Origin of the sequence: Chitinivorax sp. PXF-14, from assembly GCF_040812015.1 — a bacterium.
GTDB lineage: Bacteria > Pseudomonadota > Gammaproteobacteria > Burkholderiales > SCOH01 > JBFNXJ01.
The window spans coordinates 132,488-149,975 of the sequence record NZ_JBFNXJ010000009.1 but is presented as its reverse complement, the minus strand read 5'-3'; the positions used below and the strand labels follow the sequence as shown (position 1 = coordinate 149,975).

At 67.7% G+C, this 17,488-nt stretch carries 13 protein-coding genes; 11 read left to right on the top strand and 2 right to left on the bottom strand.

The features are described from left to right. The first annotated feature begins 2 nt into the window (after positions 1 to 2). The 9 genes from ABWL39_RS12610 (at position 3) to ABWL39_RS12570 (ending at position 7,265) form a co-directional block, all read left to right on the top strand. Complete coding sequence (locus ABWL39_RS12610; RefSeq protein ID WP_367791448.1) at positions 3 to 230, top strand: hypothetical protein; 228 nt, start codon at positions 3 to 5, stop codon at positions 228 to 230. A 124-nt stretch (positions 231 to 354) separates the two neighbouring features. Beyond that, positions 355 to 1,698, top strand: a complete 1,344-nt coding sequence (gene miaB / locus ABWL39_RS12605) for a tRNA (N6-isopentenyl adenosine(37)-C2)-methylthiotransferase MiaB (RefSeq protein ID WP_367791445.1) — start codon at positions 355 to 357, stop codon at positions 1,696 to 1,698. 131 nt (positions 1,699 to 1,829) lie between these two features. Further along, positions 1,830 to 2,177, top strand: coding sequence for a phage holin family protein (locus ABWL39_RS12600; protein ID WP_367791442.1), 348 nt, complete (start codon positions 1,830 to 1,832; stop codon positions 2,175 to 2,177). A 95-nt stretch (positions 2,178 to 2,272) separates the two neighbouring features. Continuing rightward, complete coding sequence (gene prpF, locus ABWL39_RS12595; protein WP_367791439.1) at positions 2,273 to 3,754, top strand: 2-methylaconitate cis-trans isomerase PrpF; 1,482 nt, start codon at positions 2,273 to 2,275, stop codon at positions 3,752 to 3,754. 17 nt (positions 3,755 to 3,771) lie between these two features. Then, on the top strand, positions 3,772 to 4,158 hold the full coding sequence (locus ABWL39_RS12590) for a VOC family protein (RefSeq protein ID WP_367791437.1): 387 nt from the start codon (positions 3,772 to 3,774) through the stop codon (positions 4,156 to 4,158). A 51-nt stretch (positions 4,159 to 4,209) separates the two neighbouring features. Then, positions 4,210 to 5,109 (top strand): DUF1853 family protein, encoded by a 900-nt coding sequence (locus ABWL39_RS12585; RefSeq protein ID WP_367791435.1) that lies wholly within the window; start codon positions 4,210 to 4,212, stop codon positions 5,107 to 5,109. Further along, entirely contained in the window at positions 5,106 to 5,564 is a 459-nt protein-coding gene (locus tag ABWL39_RS12580) for an NAD(P)H-dependent oxidoreductase (protein ID WP_367791432.1), read from the top strand. Before ABWL39_RS12585 ends, ABWL39_RS12580 begins: the two co-directional genes overlap by 4 nt. Positions 5,565 to 5,781: 217 nt before the next feature. Beyond that, positions 5,782 to 6,984 (top strand): methyl-accepting chemotaxis protein, encoded by a 1,203-nt coding sequence (locus ABWL39_RS12575; protein ID WP_367791424.1) that lies wholly within the window; start codon positions 5,782 to 5,784, stop codon positions 6,982 to 6,984. A 2-nt stretch (positions 6,985 to 6,986) separates the two neighbouring features. Continuing rightward, a complete protein-coding gene (locus ABWL39_RS12570) occupies positions 6,987 to 7,265 on the top strand; it encodes a GIY-YIG nuclease family protein (RefSeq protein ID WP_367791421.1) in 279 nt (92 codons plus the stop codon). A 48-nt stretch (positions 7,266 to 7,313) separates the two neighbouring features. Here ABWL39_RS12570 and ABWL39_RS12565 read toward each other — a convergent pair whose 3' ends face one another. Both ABWL39_RS12565 and ABWL39_RS12560 read right to left on the bottom strand, forming a co-directional pair. After that, the gene (locus ABWL39_RS12565; protein WP_367791418.1) at positions 7,314 to 7,928 is read right to left on the bottom strand and encodes an NF038129 family PEP-CTERM protein; all 615 of its coding nucleotides are present in this window, start codon (positions 7,926 to 7,928) and stop codon (positions 7,314 to 7,316) included. 49 nt (positions 7,929 to 7,977) lie between these two features. Further along, entirely contained in the window at positions 7,978 to 10,650 is a 2,673-nt protein-coding gene (locus ABWL39_RS12560) for a lamin tail domain-containing protein (protein WP_367791415.1), read from the bottom strand. Positions 10,651 to 10,853: 203 nt separating this feature from the next. On the opposite strand from ABWL39_RS12560, the gene ABWL39_RS12555 reads away from it, so the two are divergent. Further along, complete coding sequence (locus ABWL39_RS12555; RefSeq protein WP_367791412.1) at positions 10,854 to 16,580, top strand: alpha-2-macroglobulin; 5,727 nt, start codon at positions 10,854 to 10,856, stop codon at positions 16,578 to 16,580. Beyond that, a complete protein-coding gene (locus ABWL39_RS12550) occupies positions 16,577 to 17,476 on the top strand; it encodes a substrate-binding periplasmic protein (RefSeq protein ID WP_367791409.1) in 900 nt (299 codons plus the stop codon). The genes ABWL39_RS12555 and ABWL39_RS12550 overlap by 4 nt, the downstream gene beginning before the upstream one ends. Positions 17,477 to 17,488 lie beyond the last annotated feature (12 nt).

The following is a 17,488-nucleotide window of genomic DNA, read 5'->3' as shown; positions in this document are numbered from 1 at the left end:
GCATGCCTGTTACTGAAAAACAAATCGTCCGCGTCGTTCCTGCCAGGCTGCAGCTGTTTCCGCCTGACCGTTCGCGCTTTCTCGATCGCCGCAAGGGCATCGTCGAGGAGGTATTTGTGCCGCTCGGCGGCAAGGCCCCGAAGGCACGCGTCCGCTGGATGCGCAAGAGCAGCACCGACCGCGAGGTCGAAATGGTGCTCGATCTCGACGACCTCGAGGCGGTGGCCTGAAACTGCCGCTACCGCCTGCCGCCGGCGCACCTTCGCGCTATCTCGGAAAACCAATATCGTGTTGAAGTAGCAGGGTTTTCTGTGCTATCTTCCGCCGATTTTGCTTCCTGCCTCCCGCTCTGCCATGACAAAAAAGATTTACATCAAGACCTTCGGTTGCCAGATGAACGAGTACGACTCCGACAAGATGGTCGACGTGCTCAACGCTGCCGAGGGCATGGTGAAAACCGATAATCCGGAAGAGGCGGATGTCATTCTGTTCAACACCTGCTCGGTGCGTGAAAAGGCGCAGGAGAAGGTGTTTTCCGACCTTGGGCGCGTCCGCCACCTGAAGCAGCAGAACCCCGATCTGGTGATCGGTGTAGGGGGCTGCGTGGCCAGCCAGGAAGGCGACGCCATCGTCAAACGCGCACCCTATGTCGACGTAGTGTTCGGCCCGCAGACCCTGCACCGACTGCCGCAGCTGATCGACGAGAAGCGCCGCTCCGGTAGCTCGCAGGTCGATATTTCCTTCCCCGAGGTCGAGAAGTTCGACCATATCCCGCCCGCCAAGGTCGAGGGGACGGCGGCCTTCGTGTCGATCATGGAGGGGTGCTCCAAGTATTGCAGCTTCTGCGTGGTGCCCTATACGCGCGGCGAGGAAGTCTCCCGCCCGTTCGACGACGTGCTGACGGAGATCGCCGGCCTGGCGCAGCAGGGCGTGAAGGAATTGACCCTGCTCGGTCAGAACGTGAATGCCTATCTGGGCGTGATGGCCGATGGCGAGATCGCGGATTTTGCGCTGCTGCTCGAAGTCGTGCACGAGATTCCCGGCATCGAGCGCATCCGCTACACCACGAGCCATCCGAAGGAAATGACGCAGCGGCTGATCGACTGCTACGCGACCCTGCCCAAGCTGGTATCGCATCTGCACCTGCCGGTGCAGGCGGGTTCCGACCGCGTGCTGATGAACATGAAGCGCGGCTACACGGCGCTCGAATACAAGTCGGTGATCCGCAAGCTGCGCGCGGCGCGGCCCGAGCTGAGCCTGAGTTCCGACTTCATCGTGGGTTTCCCGGGCGAGACCGAGGCCGATTTCGAGGCCACCATGAAGCTGATCGAGGATGTCGGTTTCGACGCGTCCTTCTCCTTCGTCTATAGCCGCCGCCCCGGCACGCCCGCGGCCGAGCTCGTCGACGATACCCCCGAGGACGTCAAGCTCAAGCGCCTGCTGCGCCTGCAGACCCGCAACGACGAGATGGCGCAGGCGATCAGCCAGCGCATGGTGGGGACGGTGCAGCGCGTGCTGGTGGAAGGCCTGTCGCGCAAGGATGACAGCGAGCTGGCGGGCCGCACCGACAATAACCGCGTGGTTAATTTCAAGGGCAACCCGCGGCTGATCCACCATTTCGTTGAGGTGCGCATCACCGAGGCGATGCCGCATACGCTGCGTGGCGAGATCGTGACGATCGAGCCGGCCGAAGCCTGACTTCGGGGCGGCGCACGATTGCGTGTGCGCCGCGCAGCGGTTTCCGCGATAATGGCGGCTGGCGCGTGTGCGCCGGCCTTGCCGATCCGCTGTGATCGTGCAGGCTCACCCGACAAGGAGCGTGCTCGTCTATGAAGATGCTGGCGGTGTGGCTGATCAACGCGGTTTGCCTGTTGCTCGTGGCCAATCTGGTTCCCGGCATCTATATCGACGGTTTCGTGCGCGCCTTGGTCATCGCCCTGGCACTCGGCTTGGTGAATACCTTCATCCGGCCCATCCTGAGCCTGTTGACGCTTCCCATCACTGTGTTGACCCTGGGCCTGTTCAGCCTCGTGCTGAACGGCCTGTTGTTCTGGTCCGTCGCGCATTTCGTCGAGGGATTTCGGGTCAGCGGCTTCTGGGCGGCATTCTGGGGCGCGCTTGTGTATGGCCTGGTGTCGTGGCTCGCCAGCGTAATGTTGCTGAGCCGCGACGATTGACCGGCAACGGGTTTGTTCCGCGCTGTCGCGCGTCGAGCAGCCCGTGCCGACTAATTTCGGGTGCCGCCCCTGGCGGCGCCCATCGATTGGCGTAAATGAACCAACTCAAGATTCCCGCCGCCTGGATGCGCGGCGGCACCAGCAAGGGCCTGTTCTTCCGGGCCGATGTCCTGCCGGCCGACCCGGCCCTGGCCAACCGTATCCTGCTGCGTGCGGTCGGCAGCCCCGATCCGTATGGCAAGCAGAGCGACGGCGTGGGGGGCGGCACCTCGGCCACCAGCAAGATCGCGATCGTCGGCAAGTCCACGCAGGAAGGCTGTGATGTCGATTACCTGTTCGGCCATGTGGCGATTGACGATGCACTGATCGACTATGCCGGCAACTGCGGAAATCTGACCGCTGCCGTCGGGCCGTTCGCGATCGAGGAAAGGCTGGTGCCGGCGGTCGAGGGCATGACCACCGTGCGCATCTGGCAGGCCAATGTCGGCAAGGTGATCGTGGCCCATGTGCCGGTCAAGCATGGCTTGCCCGTGGTCGAGAGCGATTTCCGCTTCGACGGCCTGGCCTTCCCGGGGGCGGAAATCCGGCTGGATTTCCTCGACCCCGCCGGCGGCAGCACGGGCAAACTGTTCCCGACCGGCAACAAGATCGATACGCTCGACATCCCCGATCTCGGCAAGCTCAAGACAACCTTGATCGATGCGGGCAATCCGACGGTATTCGTCAAGGCCAAGGATCTTGGCCTGAGCGGCTTTGAAACGCCGGACCAAGTCAACGCGAATGCGGAGCTGCTGGCCCGTCTCGAAACCATCCGCGCCCACGCCGCCGTCGCCATGGGCCTGGCGGAGACGCCGGACGAGGCTACCAGGCTGCGGCCAGCCATCCCCAAGATCAGCTTCGTCGCCAAGCCGGCCGACTATGTGGCGGCAGGGGGCCGGCCCGTGGCCAAGGCGGACTGCGACATCACCGCCCGCATCGTCTCGATGGGCAAGCTGCATCACGCCTATACCGGCACCGGTGCCATCGCGCTGGCCGTGGCGGCGTGCATCCCGGCAACCATTGTCAGCCAGACCGTCGGCAAGGCACTCGAAGCAGGGCGCGAGCTGCGTTTCGGCCAGCCCGCCGGCGTGACGACGATGGCAGCCGAGGTTGAAGGCAAGGGCAGCGACTGGAATGTGCCCAAGGTCTCGATGGGACGCAGCGCTCGCCGCCTGATGGAAGGCTGCGTGCTGGTGCCGATGCCGGCGGAGCTGGCGGTCAAGCTGCCCGAGCCGGTCAGCACCGAGCCGGTGATCTGGGCCGAAAGCAAGCCGGAAAAGCGCAAGGCCAAACCCAAGCAGAAACCCAAGGAGGCCGCGCCACCGCGCGCCAAGCAGGCCGACAAGGCGGCGCGCAAGCCGAAGCCTGAGCCGCTTGAGTCGGCTGCCGAAACACAGCCTGCCGCCGCCGAGCCACTGGCGGTAGAGGGCGATGCGCTGGCCGTGCCGGACGCACAGGCGGTGGACAAGGACAAGCCTTCCAAGCCGCGTCGCCGGCGCCGTCGCAAGCCCAAGGCCGCTGCCGAGGCGGCGGAGTAAGTCGGGTGATTGCCGGCATGCACCACGTCGCGCTGATCTGCAGCGACTATGCGCGCGCCCGGCATTTCTATACCGAGGTGCTGGCGCTGCCGGTGATCGCCGAGACCTGGCGTGCCGAGCGCCAGTCATGGAAGCTCGACCTGGGCCTGCCCGACGGCAGCCAGATTGAGCTGTTCTCCTTCCCGGCACCCCCCGCCCGCGTGAGTCGGCCGGAGGCTTGCGGATTGCGCCATCTCGCCTTCACCGTCGACAACCTCGATGCCGTGATCGTCCACCTGGCCGCACACGGCATCGCCTGCGAGCCGGTTCGTGTCGATCCGTTGACCGGCTGCCGCTTCACCTTCTGCGTCGACCCGGACGACCTGCCTATCGAATGGGTGGAACGCATGCCCCGGTCTTCCTGACTGCGTGACGCCAGCCTTGGCGCCCCGGCTGTGAGCGGCTATGGTTGCTGCATGTGGCTCGACACTGTTCTTCCCCACCTGAGCGACCTGCACGTTCGCAACCTGGCCTGGCTGTTGGCCGGCCCCGGCCTGCTCGACCGCGACGATGGCTACTGGCGTCAGCGCAGCCTGCCGGCGACGTGTCTGCCGCCGACGCTGGGAGATGCCCTGCTGCGTCTCGATGCGGCCCCGGCGCCGCTCCACCGGTGGATCGAGAGCGAGCTCGACGGGCGCCTCGGGCGCTATGCCGAACGCCTGTGGGAATACGGCTTTGCCTTTCTCTGCGGCGCCAACCTGCTGGCGCGCGGCCTGGCAATCAAGGATGGCGCGAGCACCGTGGGTGAGCTCGATTTCCTGGTCGACTGGCCCGCCGAGGGCGTGGTGCATATCGAGACCGCGTTCAAGCTCTATCTGGCCGTCGAGGCCGTGGCCGACCCGAGCCAGTGCGTCGGCCCCAACCCGAGCGACTGCCTGGCCGACAAGCTCAAGCGCCTGCGCGATCACCAGCTGCCCCTGGCCAGCTCCGCCCTGGCACAGGCGCAGATGCCGCTGCCGGCCGCGCGCTCGGTAGCCTGCGTCGGCGGCTGGCTGTTCCATCGCCAAGCGCCAGCGAATGCGGTGCCCGAGGTCTCGCGCCAGCATGCGCACGGCTGGTGGCGCAGGCCGGGCGAGGCCTGGCCGGTCTCGCCGGGCAGCCGCATCGTCATGCTGCAGCGCCTGCAATGGATCGCGCCGGTGCACGCCAGTACCGCGGCCGGATGTCTGGATGAGGCCGAAGCGCAAGTCCGGCTGCATTTCACCCATTCGCACAAACCCGTGTTGCTGGCCGAGCTGGGCCTGGATGGGGAGATCGGCCGTGGCGTCATCGTACCTGCGGGCTGGCCCGAGCGCCGCCACGGCGAGCCACGATGAAGACGCTGCTGATCGTCCATGCGAGCCAGAGCGGCCGCACCTACATGATGGCCGAGGGCGCCCGGCGCGGCGCGGCCCAGTTTGCCGACGAGGTCGAGGTGCGCTTTCTGCCGGCCCTGGCGGCCACGATCGCCGACCTGCTGGCCTGCGACGGGCTGCTGCTCGCCACGCCGGAAAATTTCGGTTATATGGCCGGTGCCATGAAGGATTTTCTCGACCGGACCTATTACCCCGCGCAGGGCAAGGTCGAGGGCTTGCCCTATGGCGTGCTCATCAGCGCCGGTAACGATGGCACGGGCGCATTGACCGCCATCGAGCGCATCGCGCGCGGCTATCCCTTGAAGGCCGTGGTGGAGCCGCTGATCTGCCGTGGCGATTTGACTGCCGCCGCGCTGCTGGCGAGCGAGGAGATGGGGCTGACGCTGGCGGGTGGCTTGTCCTGCGGCATCTTCTGAGGTCGGGCTGGGGCGCCGGTAGCGGGCTGGCCGAATACACTACGACTTCGCCCGCCGGCATGTGGCCGGATCCAGCCCTGGCGAGGGGCAGGGGCAGACGCCATGCAGAGTTGTGTTAGCATTTGATAATATTTAAAAGTGATAATCTATTCGCCGCTTGATCGCCTCCCCGGGGCCTGCGGCTTGCCACCCCGCGTTCACCACGAAAGACTGATACATGGCTCTCAAACACAAACCCGTCGCCGTGCAAACGGCCGCCAACACGGCCGTGGTATTGGCTGTCGTATTTGCCGTCCTGATTGGCATCACGCTGTCCATCGATAATCTGGCCGACTTGAAGCGCACGCTGATCGGCGTGCTGCTGGTGCTGTGGCCGGTGCTGGTGACCATCAATGCCTTCATCAACGGCCGCCGTTTCCGACCGCTGACCCAGATCGCCGATGCCGTGTCGGCCATCGGCCAGGGCAACCTGACCACGCATATCGCGGTGGAGCCGGGGCTGACCGAGCACAACACGCACAATCAGTTTCATCTGCTGGCCATGCGCATCAATGTGATGACCGAGCAGTTTCGCGGCATCGTGTCCGATGCGGTGGCGTCGGCGCACGCGATCGATGCGGCCGCCTCAACCGTGCACGACACCGCAAGCCACGTCGCCGGGGCCTCGGCCCAGCAGAGCGATGCCGCCCGCGCTGCGGCCACGGCGATCGAACAGCTCTCCGGCAACGTGAGCCAGGTCGCCGACCATGCGCGCAGCGCGCGTGAGCTGTCGCACAGCGCCAAGCAGCTGGCGAGCCAGGGCGGCGAGGCGGTGACCGAGGCCGTCGGCGAGATGCGCGCGATCGCGACTTCGGTGAGCGTGCTGACCGAGGTGGTGGCCTCGCTGGGCCAGCGTTCGCACGAGATTTCCGGCATTCTCGGCACGATCAAGGACATCGCCGACCAGACCAATCTGCTCGCACTCAACGCCTCGATCGAGGCTGCCCGCGCGGGTGAAGCGGGACGCGGCTTTGCCGTGGTGGCCGATGAAGTGCGCAAGCTGGCGGAAAACACCACCCAGGCCACGCGCCGCATCGGCGAGACCATCGCGGCCATCGAGAGCGAGAGCGACAGCGCCATGCGCAGCATGCAGGGCGCGGCGGCCCAAGTCGAATCTGGTGTGGCGCTGGCCAGCGGGGTGGGCGAGCAGATGCGCGAGATCATTGCCAGCACCTCGCAGGCCGTCACGGTCGTCGGCGACATTGCCGCGTCGACCAGCGAACAGTCGCAAAGCAGCGCGGACATCGCCGGCGGCGTGGAGCGCATCGCCGACATGGCCACGCGCAATGCCGTAGCCGTGCAGCAGGCCGCTGGCGAGCTGGCGAAGCTGGCCGAATCGGCCGGCAAGCTGCGCGCCTCGGTCGATCGCTTCCAGATCTAGGCATGGCGCTGCCGCCGGGGCAATGGTGCGTGTATCTGGTCGAGTGCGCCGATGGCACGCTCTATGCTGGCATCAGCAACGATCTGGCACGCCGCCTGCAGCAGCACAACGACGGTAGCGGCGCGCGCTACACGCGCAGCCGGCGACCGGTGAGCTTGGTGTATGCCGAGCCGGCCGCCGATAGGAGCCACGCCTCGCGGCGCGAATACGAGCTCAAGCAGTTGCCGCGGGCACACAAGCTGCGCCTGCTGGCGGGCTGGCTGGCAGCGACGTCAGAATGAAAAAAAGCGGACCCGGCGGTCCGCTTTTTTCTTGCCGCCGGGCCGCGATCAGGCGCGGGTGCGGCGCAGACGCCAGCCCAGCACCGCGAGGCCGACGAGCATCAGCACGACCGATTGCGGCTCCGGCACCGCTGCCACGGTTGCGGCCGGCGAGCCGCCTGAAGCATCCGGGAAGCGGTTGACGCCTACCTGACCACCGGCGCTCAGCTCGAAACGCAGCAGGTCGCCGTTGCCGTCGCGGGCCAGCAGCGTCTGTCCCTGCGTATCCCACAGCTTGAAGGCGAGCGTCGAGCCCGAGCCGCTCGTCGCGCTCAGCCAGTCGCCGCCGAATGCCAGATCAAAATCGAGCCGGTTGCCGAATTGCCAGCCCTGGTAGACGCCGTTGAACGCGCCGAGATTGCCGAGCTGCCAGCCGCCTGCGAGCGTGCCGGCGTCGCCATCGAGCACGGTGCTGCCGTTTGCGTTGCCACCGCTGAGGCCGGTGATGCTGACGTGGGCGGCTGGCGAATCGAGCAGGCCCCCCAGCGTGAAATCGAGAAAGCCCGCGCTGCCGGCGAGCGCGGCGGTATCGACCGAGACATGGTAGGCCGGGGTGGCCAGCGCCGGCGCGGACAAGGCCAGGCCGGAGAACAGGCCCAGCAGGTGGTGTTGCCATCGTTGCATGGAGTGCATCCCTGGTTGATGCGGGGCCGTTGACGCGGCCCCGCCGTGTTTACAGATTGCTGCCGTAGACGTGGGCCGAGTAGCCGATCTTCACATTCGACGGGTTCTTGAACTGCAGCGGCACGGTCAGGCTCTGGCCCGTGCTCAACGGCGTGAACAGCTTGATCGCCGGTAGCCCCGCGACCGTCGTGCTTGCGTTGGCCAGCGTGACGCCGGCGGGCAGGCCCGACAGTGCCAGCGCGAAGGGCGCGCCGATGTCGGCCCTGGCATTCAGCGTGACGCTGCCCGAATAGAGTCCGGTGGCGCGGTTGTAGCTGAGCCCCGAGGCGCTCCAGCTGACCTGGCCCGAGAGGTTGACGGGCGCTGCCGGCAGGTTCAGGCGCGCGACCTCGGGCTCGTGGTCGCTGGCCTGGTCGGCGAATTCGCTGTTGACGTGCACCACGTCGTACTCGGCCTTGCTCGCCAGCGCGTCGCTGATCAGGATGTGGTCGAGCACCTGCGCATTGCCCTCGAACACATAGGTGTAGCGCTCGGCGGCGGGCAGCGTCTCGACCAGGTCGTGCAGGCCGGCCTGCTTGAGCGTGCCGACAGCGGTCGAGAACTCGAAGTCGTTGAGGTCGCCGAGCACCACCACCTTGGCCTGCGCATCGGCCGCGAGGAGGCGCCGCACGAAGTTGCCGACGATGGTGGCCTGTTGCCCGCGCTGGCTTTCCGAGCTGCGCTGCGGCGGCTGGAAGCGGCCGTACAGCGGCTGGTCGCCACCCTTCGAGTTCCAGTGATTGGCGATCACGAACAGCCGGTGGCCGTTGAAGCTGAACTCGGCCGCGAGCGGCTTGCGGCTGCTCGCGAACGCACCGTCGGTGGGCGCGATGCGGCCCGGGCTCGCGCTCAGCTGCAGGCCGGTGCTGCCGGTCACCACGCTGACTGCAGTGGTCGAGTCGCCGCCCGCGCGGTCGACGAAGCCGACACGGGCCGGGTTGAACAGGAAACCCTGGCGGATGTTGCCGCCGGGCTGTCCGCCATCCTGGTCGTTCACCGGGTCGATCGAGCGGTGCTGGTAGGCTGGCCCGCCCGCCGCCGTGATGGCGGCGATCAGCCTGGCGAAGGTCTGCTCCGCTGCGACCGTGCCGTCGTCGGTGGCGCCGCTGTTGTCCTGAATCTCCATCAGACCGACGATGTCGGGCGCCTGCAGGTGGTTCACGATCTGGGCGGCGAGGCGGTCGAACTTGCTTTGCGCGTCGCTTGGCGCGAGGTTCTCGACATTGAACGAGGCGATCGCCAGCTCGTTCGACGTCTGCCTGCGCGTGGTCTCGGCTTGCAGGCCGTTATTCTGGAAGCCCGCGTAGCCGGTGGCCAGCACCATGAAATTACCGAAACTGTAGTCCATCACGCCGACGATCTGACTGAAGCCGTCGCCGACATTGGCGCGCGGCAGGCTCACGGTGCCCGGCTTGACGATGATGCGCTCGGGATTGAAGTCGTCCGGCGCGATGACGATGCCGCCGCGCTGGGTGCGCGTTGCCGCCCAGTTGCCGCGGTCGGGCAGCAGCGGCAGCTCGTTGTAGCTGTTACTCGGGCCGCTGGCCACCGGGTTGTCGATCTCGACGCGCATGCCTTCGAGGCTCTCGTAGAAATCGAGGCCGTTCTGCGCCGGGTTGAGGTTGCCCAGTGTCTCGACATCGCCACTGGCGCCGGCGTAGATCGTCTTGCCGGGCGGCATGCGGCCACCGGAGCCGATCACCACCGGCGCGGGCAGCGCATTGCCGCTGGAGACCACGCTGATGCTCGGCGCGGTGATCTCGGTCGTGGTCAGGTTGTTGCCGCCACCACTGCCGCCGGGGCGGAACTCGGCGACCCGGCCGGCTACCCGTACCGCATCGCCGACGTTGGCCGTGGGCGCGCTGCCGGTGTAGACGAATATGCCTTCCGAGGTGGCCGGGTCATCGTCGGGGTGGTCGTCCTGCATGAAGAAGCCGTTGTTCATCCGGGCGGTGACGATGCCCGGCACGCCGCTGACTGCCTGGCCGTTGTAGGGCGACAGGTGGGCACGCCCCTGGATGTCGTGGATGCGTACCGCCGCGCCGCCGCTGGTGCCGCCCGAGCCCGTGTCGGCACAGGTGCCGGGCGTGCTGGCGCTGTTGCGCGGGTTGGGGGCGCCGGTGGCGAAGTCGGCCGTGTTGTTGTCGCTGTCGTCGCAGCCGCCATGGTTGCGCAGCGCCGCCAGCGTGTTGCCGAGCGCCGGGGTGGGCGAGCCTTCGGCATTGTTGGCGCTGCCGAAGCCGACGAAATCGACCACGCCGGGGGCCGTGGCGCAGGCCGCGCCGCAGCTCAGCGCCGTGGTGCTGCTGACGAGCGCCACCTTGCCGTTGCTGGCCGATAGCGCGAGGTTGCCGCTGGCATCGGGTGCCGGCAGATTCTGGCTGCCACCCGCGCCCTGGGCTTGCTGCACCAGGTAGTAGTGGCCGGGCTGCAGGGTGCCGGCGAGCGGGGTGAGCGCCCAGCTGGTGCCGCTCGCCGAGGCATACTGTACGCTCCAGCCCGCGAGCGACACCGGGGCGCCGCTGCGGTTGTAGAGCTCGATGAAATCGTTGCGCCAGCTGGCGCCGCTGTTGCCGCCGCCGCCGTAGACCTGGCTGATGACCAGCTGGCCGGCAGCCTGCGCGGCACTCGCCGCGCCGGCCAGTGCCAGCGAGAGCGCCAGCACACTGTGCTTGTGTGACATGTTTTCCTCGATTGTTGTGGTAGCGGGCGTATCGTCGCCCGGCCGTCGTTGGATGCCGGCGTGGCCGGATGCGCAAAGCCTAAAGCCCCGAGGTTGCGTGCTCATGTCCGATTTGTTGCAGCGCTTGCCGGTACCGGGATCGAGCGCTGGTGCGGCCTTCGGCCTATAATCCAACTAATTTCGTATATAAGTGGGAGGCGTCGATGCGGCAGCTCGCATGGCTCATGGCGGGGTGGATGACGGTCACCATGGCGGCCGAGACGGTCAAGGTGGAGTCGTTTTCCCCCGAGGGGCTGGCGAAGGAAGTGCGCCAGGTGCAGGTGCGCTTCTCGGCCGCCGCCGTCGATTTCGGCGACCCACGCCGGGCCGACCCGTTCGACATCCAGTGCGCGGAGAAGGGCAAGGGGCGCTGGGTCGATGCCGAAAACTGGGTCTATGACTTCGAGCGCGCCCTGCCTGCCGGCACGAGCTGCCGCTTCAACCTCAAGGCGGGCCTGAAAGCGCCATCGGGCGCGGCTTTGACGGCATCCCGACACGAGTTCAGCACCGGCTCGCCGGCCATCATCAACAACTGGCCCAATGTCGAGCGCCGTGTCGACGAGGAGCAGGCCTTCCTGCTCGAATTCGACGGCCCGGTGCGTGCCGGCAGCCTGACCCAGCTCGCGCATTGCGACGTCGAGGGTATCAAGGAGCGCATCGGCGTCAAGACCATGGCCGATAACGAACGCGTGGCGCTGATCAAGACGCTGGTGAGGAAGCCCGAGGGCCGCTATTTCGAGGCGCTGCGCTGCCAGCGCAAGCTGCCGGCCGGCCGCAACCTGAAGCTGGTGATCGATGCCGGCCTGCCCGCCGCCAATGGCGTCAGCGGTGGCGACAAGCAGGAGCTCGGCTTCAGCATTCGCCCCGAGTTCGCCGCCACGCTGCGCTGCGAGCGCTCGAATGCCAAGGCCAACTGCCTGCCCATCCTGCCGCTGCGGCTGGCCTTCTCCGCCCCGGTGGCCTGGGCCAGCGCCGGCAGGATCGTGCTCAAGGATGCCGAGGGCAAGAGCTACGCCGCCCAGCCAGCCGACGAGGACACACGCAAGCGCATCCTGCTGCTGGGCAAGGCGGGTGATGCGACAGTGCTCGACCCGATCCGGCGCAACCAGGATGTGTGGGTCGATGCCGTGCAGTTCGTCGGCCCCTTCCCCGAGAAATCGACGGCGACGATCTCGCTGCCGCCCGGCCTCAAGGATGATGCCGGGCGCAGCCTGGCCAACGCCAGGCTGTTCCCGCTGGCGGTGAAGATCGACGCCTTCCCGCCGCTGGCCAAGTTCTCGGGCAACTTCGGCATCGTCGAGCGCAATGCGGGCGGCCTGCTGCCGGTCACCGTGCGCAACCTGAACAACTACACCGCGCCCACGGTCGCCGGCCAGCCCGCCGCGCAGACCGCGACGACCGGCACGCTCGCGCCCACCTTCAAGCAGCCGGCAGCGGCCCCGGCCAAGCCCGCCGAGGCGCCGCAGGGTGCCGTCTACCGCGTGCTCAACGTCACCGACGAGGCCGCCATCATCGGCTGGTACCGGCGCCTGCAGCGCTATGAAGAGGGCGCCGCCGAGACGAGCTGGATCGCCGGCGACAAGGGCACGCTGGCGAGCCGCCTGCCGACGCCCGCGAGCAACCGCGAGGCCGAGGTAATCGGCATCCCGATGAGCAAGCCCGGCTTCAACCTGGTCGAGGTCGAGAGCCCGCGCCTCGGCGCCAGCCTGCTCGACAGCGGCAAGACCATGTATGTGCGCACCGGCGCGCTCAGCACCAATCTTGCGGTGCATCTGAAGCGCGGCGAGGAGAATTCTCTGGTGTGGGTGACCACGCTCGACCAGGCCTACCTGATGAAGGATGCGACGGTCAGCGTGCGCGACTGCAACGGCAGGTCGCTGTGGGCCGGCAAGACCGACAAGAACGGCATTGCGCGGATAGCCCAGACGCTGCCGCGCGACTGGAACTGCCCGCTCTACGCCTTCGCGCGCAAGGGCGACGACCTCGGCATGGTGTCGAGCGAATGGGACAGCGGCATCGAGCCGTGGCGTTTCGGCTTCTCCGCCGGAGGCGCGCAGGGTGCCGTCGCCTTCCATACCGTGTTCGACCGCAACCTGCTGCGGGCCGGCGACACCGTGCACATGAAGCATGTCGCGCGCAAACGCGTGATGCTGGGCTTTGCCGAGCTCAACCCGAAAGACCTGCCCAACCGGGTGCGCATCGAGCACGTCGGCTCGGGCCAGCAGTACGACTTCCCGCTCGACTGGAAGGGCGGCGCGGCCGAGTCTGCCTGGGCGATCCCGGCCAAGGCCACGCTCGGCGAGTACAGCGTGATGCTCTACACCCGCCAGGGCAAGGAGGAGCGCGGCCTGCGCCAGTCCGGCAGCTTCCGCGTCGGCGAGTTCCGCCTGCCGCTGATGCAGGCCTTCGTCAAGGGCCCGGCCACGCCGCAGGTCAACCCCACGGCGCTGCCGCTCGACATCCAGGTGAACTACCTCAACGGCGGCGGCGCGGCCGGCGCCAAGGTCAAGCTGCGCCAGGTGCTGCGGCCGCGTTTCGTGCAGTTTGCCGGCTATGACGGCTTCCGCTTTGCCGAGGGCGACGTGCCCGAGGCGATGAAGAAGGGCGGCAGCGTGTCGCGCGGCGCCTATACCGAGGACGGCGACTACTTCGACGACGAGGGCACGCCGCAGGCCAGCAACAAGGACAAGCCGCTGCCCGAGCAGGCGCTGACGCTCGACCGGCAGGGCGCCGCGCGTGTGCAGACGGGCAGCCTGCCGGCGCTGACGCAGCCATCCGAGCTGCTGGCCGAGCTCGAATACCCGGACCCGAACGGCGAAATCCAGACCGCGCGCGCCGCTATCCCGCTGTGGCCGAGCCGCTACGTCGCGGGCGTCAAGATCGAGCGCTTCTCGGATACCCGCGAGGTGCCGGTGACCGCGCTGGTGCTCGACACCAGCGGCAAGCCGGTGGCCAACGCGCCGGTGCAGCTCAATGCCTACCTGTCGCGCGTGTTCTCGCACCGCAAGCGGCTGGTCGGCGGCTTCTACGCCTACGAGAATCAGACCGAGTACAAGCCGCTCGGCGTGCTCTGCAATACCAGGACCGACGCCAAGGGGATGGCGCATTGCCAGTTCACCGGGCGCGAGTCGGGCGACGTGACGATACGCGTCGGCACCAAGGATGCGGACGGCAAGTATGCCTTCAGCCACGCCGAGACCTGGTTCAACGGCGAGGATAGCGCCTGGTTCGGCGGCACCGCGAGCGACCGTATCGACGTCATCCCCGACAAGCCGGAATACCAGCCCGGCGAGACGGCCGCGCTACAGGTGCGCATGCCGTTCCAGAACGCGACGGCACTGATCGCCGTCGAGCGCGAGGGCGTGATCGACAGCTATGTGCAGTCGCTGTCGAGCGCCAACCCGGTGGTCAAGGTGCCGATCAAGGCGCATTTCGCGCCCAATGCCTACATCTCGGTGCTGGTGCTGCGCGGCCGTGTCGGCGGCGTCCAGCCGACGGCGCTGGTCGACCTCGGCAAGCCCTCGTACCGCCTGGGTATCGCAGCGATCAAGGTCGGCCACAAGGGCGCGACGCTGAACGTGAAGGTCGAGGCCGACCGCGCCGTCTACCAGGCGCGCGACAAGGCGCGGGTGACGGTCAAGGTGGCCGCGCCAGACGGCAAGCCGCTGCCCAAGGGCGCGGAAGTGGCGCTGGCGGCGGTCGACGAGGGCCTGCTCGAATTGTCGCCGAACGACAGCTGGGACCTGCTCGACGCGATGATGGCGCCGCGCGGCTACGACATCCTCAATGCCACGGCGCAGATGCAGGTGATCGGCCGCCGCCACTTCGGCAAGAAGGCGCTGCCAGCGGGCGGCGGCGGCGGGCTGATGCCGACGCGCGAGCTGTTCGACACGCTGCTGCTGTGGAAGGGCCGAGTGGTGCTCGACGACAAGGGCGAGGCCAGCGTCGAGGTGCCGCTCAACGATTCGCTGACGAGCTTCCGCATCGTCGCCATTGCGACGGCTGGCAGCGATCGCTTCGGCACCGGCGCCACCAGCATCCGCAGCACGCGCGACCTGATGCTGCTGTCGGGCCTGCCGCCCGTGGTGCGCGAGGCCGACGAGTTCCGCGCCGGCTTCACGCTGCGCAACACCACCGATCGCGCGATGAAGGTCAGGGTGACGCCGCAGGCCACCGCCGCCGGCCAGTCGCTGGCGCTGAGCCCGCAGACGGAAACGCTGCCGCCGCACGAGGCGAAGGAGATCGCCTGGAACGTCAGCGTGCCGGTCAACACCGAGCAGCTCGACTGGCTGGTGACAGCCGAAGAGGAGGGCGGCAAGGCACTCGACCGCGTCAAGCTGGCACAGAAGGTCTACCAGGCCGTACCGGTGCGCGTGTTCCAGGCCACGCTGAAACAGCTCGACGGCAGCCTGAGCCTGCCCGTGGCGCTGCCCGACGACGCCATCGCGGGGCGCGGCAGCGTCAATGTCGGCGTCAAGGCCAAGCTCGCGGACAGCCTCGACGGCGTCGAGCGCTACATGCGCCACTACTGGTACAGCTGCCTCGAACAGCGCGCCTCGCGCGCCATCGCGCTGCACGACAAGGCGCTGTGGGACGCGGTGACGGCCGACCTGCCGGTGTTCCTCGACGAGCAGGGCTTCGCCAAGTACTTCGCCATCCTGCCGCGTGGCTCGGTCGAGCTGACGGCCTACCTCCTGGCACTGTCGCACGAATCGGGCTGGGCGCTGCCACAGGCGCAGCAGGAGAAGATGGAGAGCGCGCTGATCGGCTATGTCGAAGGCCGCGTCAAGCCCGAAGACTGGCCATGGGGCAACGCCACCGTCAGCAAGCTGATGGCGCTCGACGCGCTGTCGCGTACCAGCAAGGTGCGCGCCAACCTGCTCGATTCGCTCGACCTGCGCCCGGCCACCTGGGCCAGCTCCTCGCTGCTCGACTGGATCGGCATCCTCAAGCGCACGCCTGAGCTGCCCAGCCGCGACGCGCGGCTCAAGGAGGCGCTGCAGCTGATGCGCAACCGCCTCAACCTGCAGGGCACGGTGATGGCGCTGACCACCGACAAGACCGACAAGCTGTGGTGGGCCATGCAATCGGGTGACGTCAACGCCGTGCGGCTGTTGCTCGCCACGCTCGACGAGCCCGGCTGGCAGGCTGATCTGCCGCGCATCGCCAACGGTGCGCTGGGCCGGCAGATACAGGGCCATTGGGACCTGACCACCGCCAACGCCTGGGGCCGGCTCGCCTACGACAAGTTCTCGGCGCGCTTCGAGAGCACACCCGTCGCCGGCCAGACCGTGGCCAGGCTTGCAGGTAAGCAGGAGACGCTGGACTGGGGCAAGACGCCGCGCGGCCAGATCATGTCGCTGCCGTGGCCCAAGGGCCGCGGCGAGCTGGCGGTGAGCCAGCAGGGCACGGGCAAGCCGTGGCTGACGCTGCAGAGCCTCGCCGCCGTGCCGCTGAAACAACCGCTGTTCACCGGCTACCGTATCGCCAAGACGCTGACCCCGGTAGTCCAGCAACAGCCGGGCCAGTGGAGCCGTGGCGACGTGGTGCGCGTGCATCTCGACATCGAGGCGCTGGGTGAGATGGGCTGGGTGGCGGTGAACGACCCGATCCCGGCCGGCAGCACGCTGCTCAACCGCGGGCTCAGGACCGATTCCGCGATCCTCTCCGCCGACGAACAGCAGCGCGGCGCCTGGCCGGCCTATACCGAGGCCGCGTTCGACGCCTACCGCGCCTATTACGACTGGCTGCCGAGCGGAAAATGGAGCCTCGACTACACCTTCCGCCTGAACAACAGCGGCAGCTTCAACCTGCCGCCGACGCGCGTCGAGGCGATGTATGCACCCGAGATGTTCGGTGAGCTGCCGAATGCCGGGGTGACGGTGAAATGAGCGCGGGTGGCGTTTCCATCCGCCGGCGCGCGCTGCTGCGCGGCCTGCTGGCGTGTGGCATGGCGCCGCTGCTGGCGCATGCCGGCGGCGATGTCGGCGTGATCTACCCGCGCCCCGAGTCGCCGCGCGACCACCGCTTCGACTACTACTGGCAGCTGCTGCAGCGCGCGCTCGAACTCACCGCCAAGACGCCGGACGAAGCCCGGCTCACGCCGAGTACATTGCCGATGAACCAGGCGCGGGCGGCGCAGATGCTGGCCGAAGGCGAGATCGACGTGCTGGTGCGCTCCACCTCGATCGAGCTCGAGCGGCGCTTTCTGCCGATCCGTATCCCGCTCGACAAGGGCCTGCTCGGCTACCGCGTGTTTCTGCTGCGGCGCAGCCTGCTGCCGCAGCTGGCCACTGTCCGCAGCTTCGAGGAGCTGCGCCGTTTCAGCATCGGTCAGGGCACGGGCTGGAACGACGTACCGGCGCTGCGTGCGGCGGGCCTGCAGGTGGTCGAGGGGGCGGACTACGAAGGCCTGTTCAAGATGCTGCTGGCAGGCCGTTTCGACCTGTTCTCGCGCAGCGTGGTGGAGGTGCAGGACGAATACACCATGCGCCACGAGGCCATGCCCGAGCTGGCGATCGACAGCAGCTTGTTGTTGTATTATCCGCTCGCACGGTACTGCTTCGTGGCACGCAGCGACGCGGGTGCCGCACTCGCGCGGCGCATCGAGACGGGGCTCAGGCGCATGCAGGCGGACGGCAGCTTCGATCGCCTGTTCAATGCCTATGCCAGGCCTATCGTCGGCGAGCTCGGGCTCCGTTCGCGCCGGCTGTTCCGCATCGCCAACCCGGTGCTGCCGCCCGAGACACCGCTCAGCGACAAGTCGCTGTGGTACGACCCATTCTGAGAATTAAGGCTA

Bases quoted from the DNA above. Each gene is read 5' to 3' on its own strand.
- miaB (WP_367791445.1), top strand. From the start codon at position 355: ATGACAAAAAAGATTTACATCAAGACCTTCGGTTGCCAGATGAACGAG.
- ABWL39_RS12550 (WP_367791409.1), top strand. From the start codon at position 16,577: ATGAGCGCGGGTGGCGTTTCCATCCGCCGGCGCGCGCTGCTGCGCGGC.
- ABWL39_RS12590 (WP_367791437.1), top strand. From the start codon at position 3,772: ATGCACCACGTCGCGCTGATCTGCAGCGACTATGCGCGCGCCCGGCAT.
- ABWL39_RS12570 (WP_367791421.1), top strand. From the start codon at position 6,987: ATGGCGCTGCCGCCGGGGCAATGGTGCGTGTATCTGGTCGAGTGCGCC.
- ABWL39_RS12565 (WP_367791418.1), bottom strand. From the start codon at position 7,928: ATGCAACGATGGCAACACCACCTGCTGGGCCTGTTCTCCGGCCTGGCC.
- ABWL39_RS12580 (WP_367791432.1), top strand. From the start codon at position 5,106: ATGAAGACGCTGCTGATCGTCCATGCGAGCCAGAGCGGCCGCACCTAC.
- prpF (WP_367791439.1), top strand. From the start codon at position 2,273: ATGAACCAACTCAAGATTCCCGCCGCCTGGATGCGCGGCGGCACCAGC.
- ABWL39_RS12585 (WP_367791435.1), top strand. From the start codon at position 4,210: ATGTGGCTCGACACTGTTCTTCCCCACCTGAGCGACCTGCACGTTCGC.
- ABWL39_RS12560 (WP_367791415.1), bottom strand. From the start codon at position 10,650: ATGTCACACAAGCACAGTGTGCTGGCGCTCTCGCTGGCACTGGCCGGC.
- ABWL39_RS12610 (WP_367791448.1), top strand. From the start codon at position 3: ATGCCTGTTACTGAAAAACAAATCGTCCGCGTCGTTCCTGCCAGGCTG.
- ABWL39_RS12600 (WP_367791442.1), top strand. From the start codon at position 1,830: ATGAAGATGCTGGCGGTGTGGCTGATCAACGCGGTTTGCCTGTTGCTC.
- ABWL39_RS12555 (WP_367791412.1), top strand. From the start codon at position 10,854: ATGCGGCAGCTCGCATGGCTCATGGCGGGGTGGATGACGGTCACCATG.
- ABWL39_RS12575 (WP_367791424.1), top strand. From the start codon at position 5,782: ATGGCTCTCAAACACAAACCCGTCGCCGTGCAAACGGCCGCCAACACG.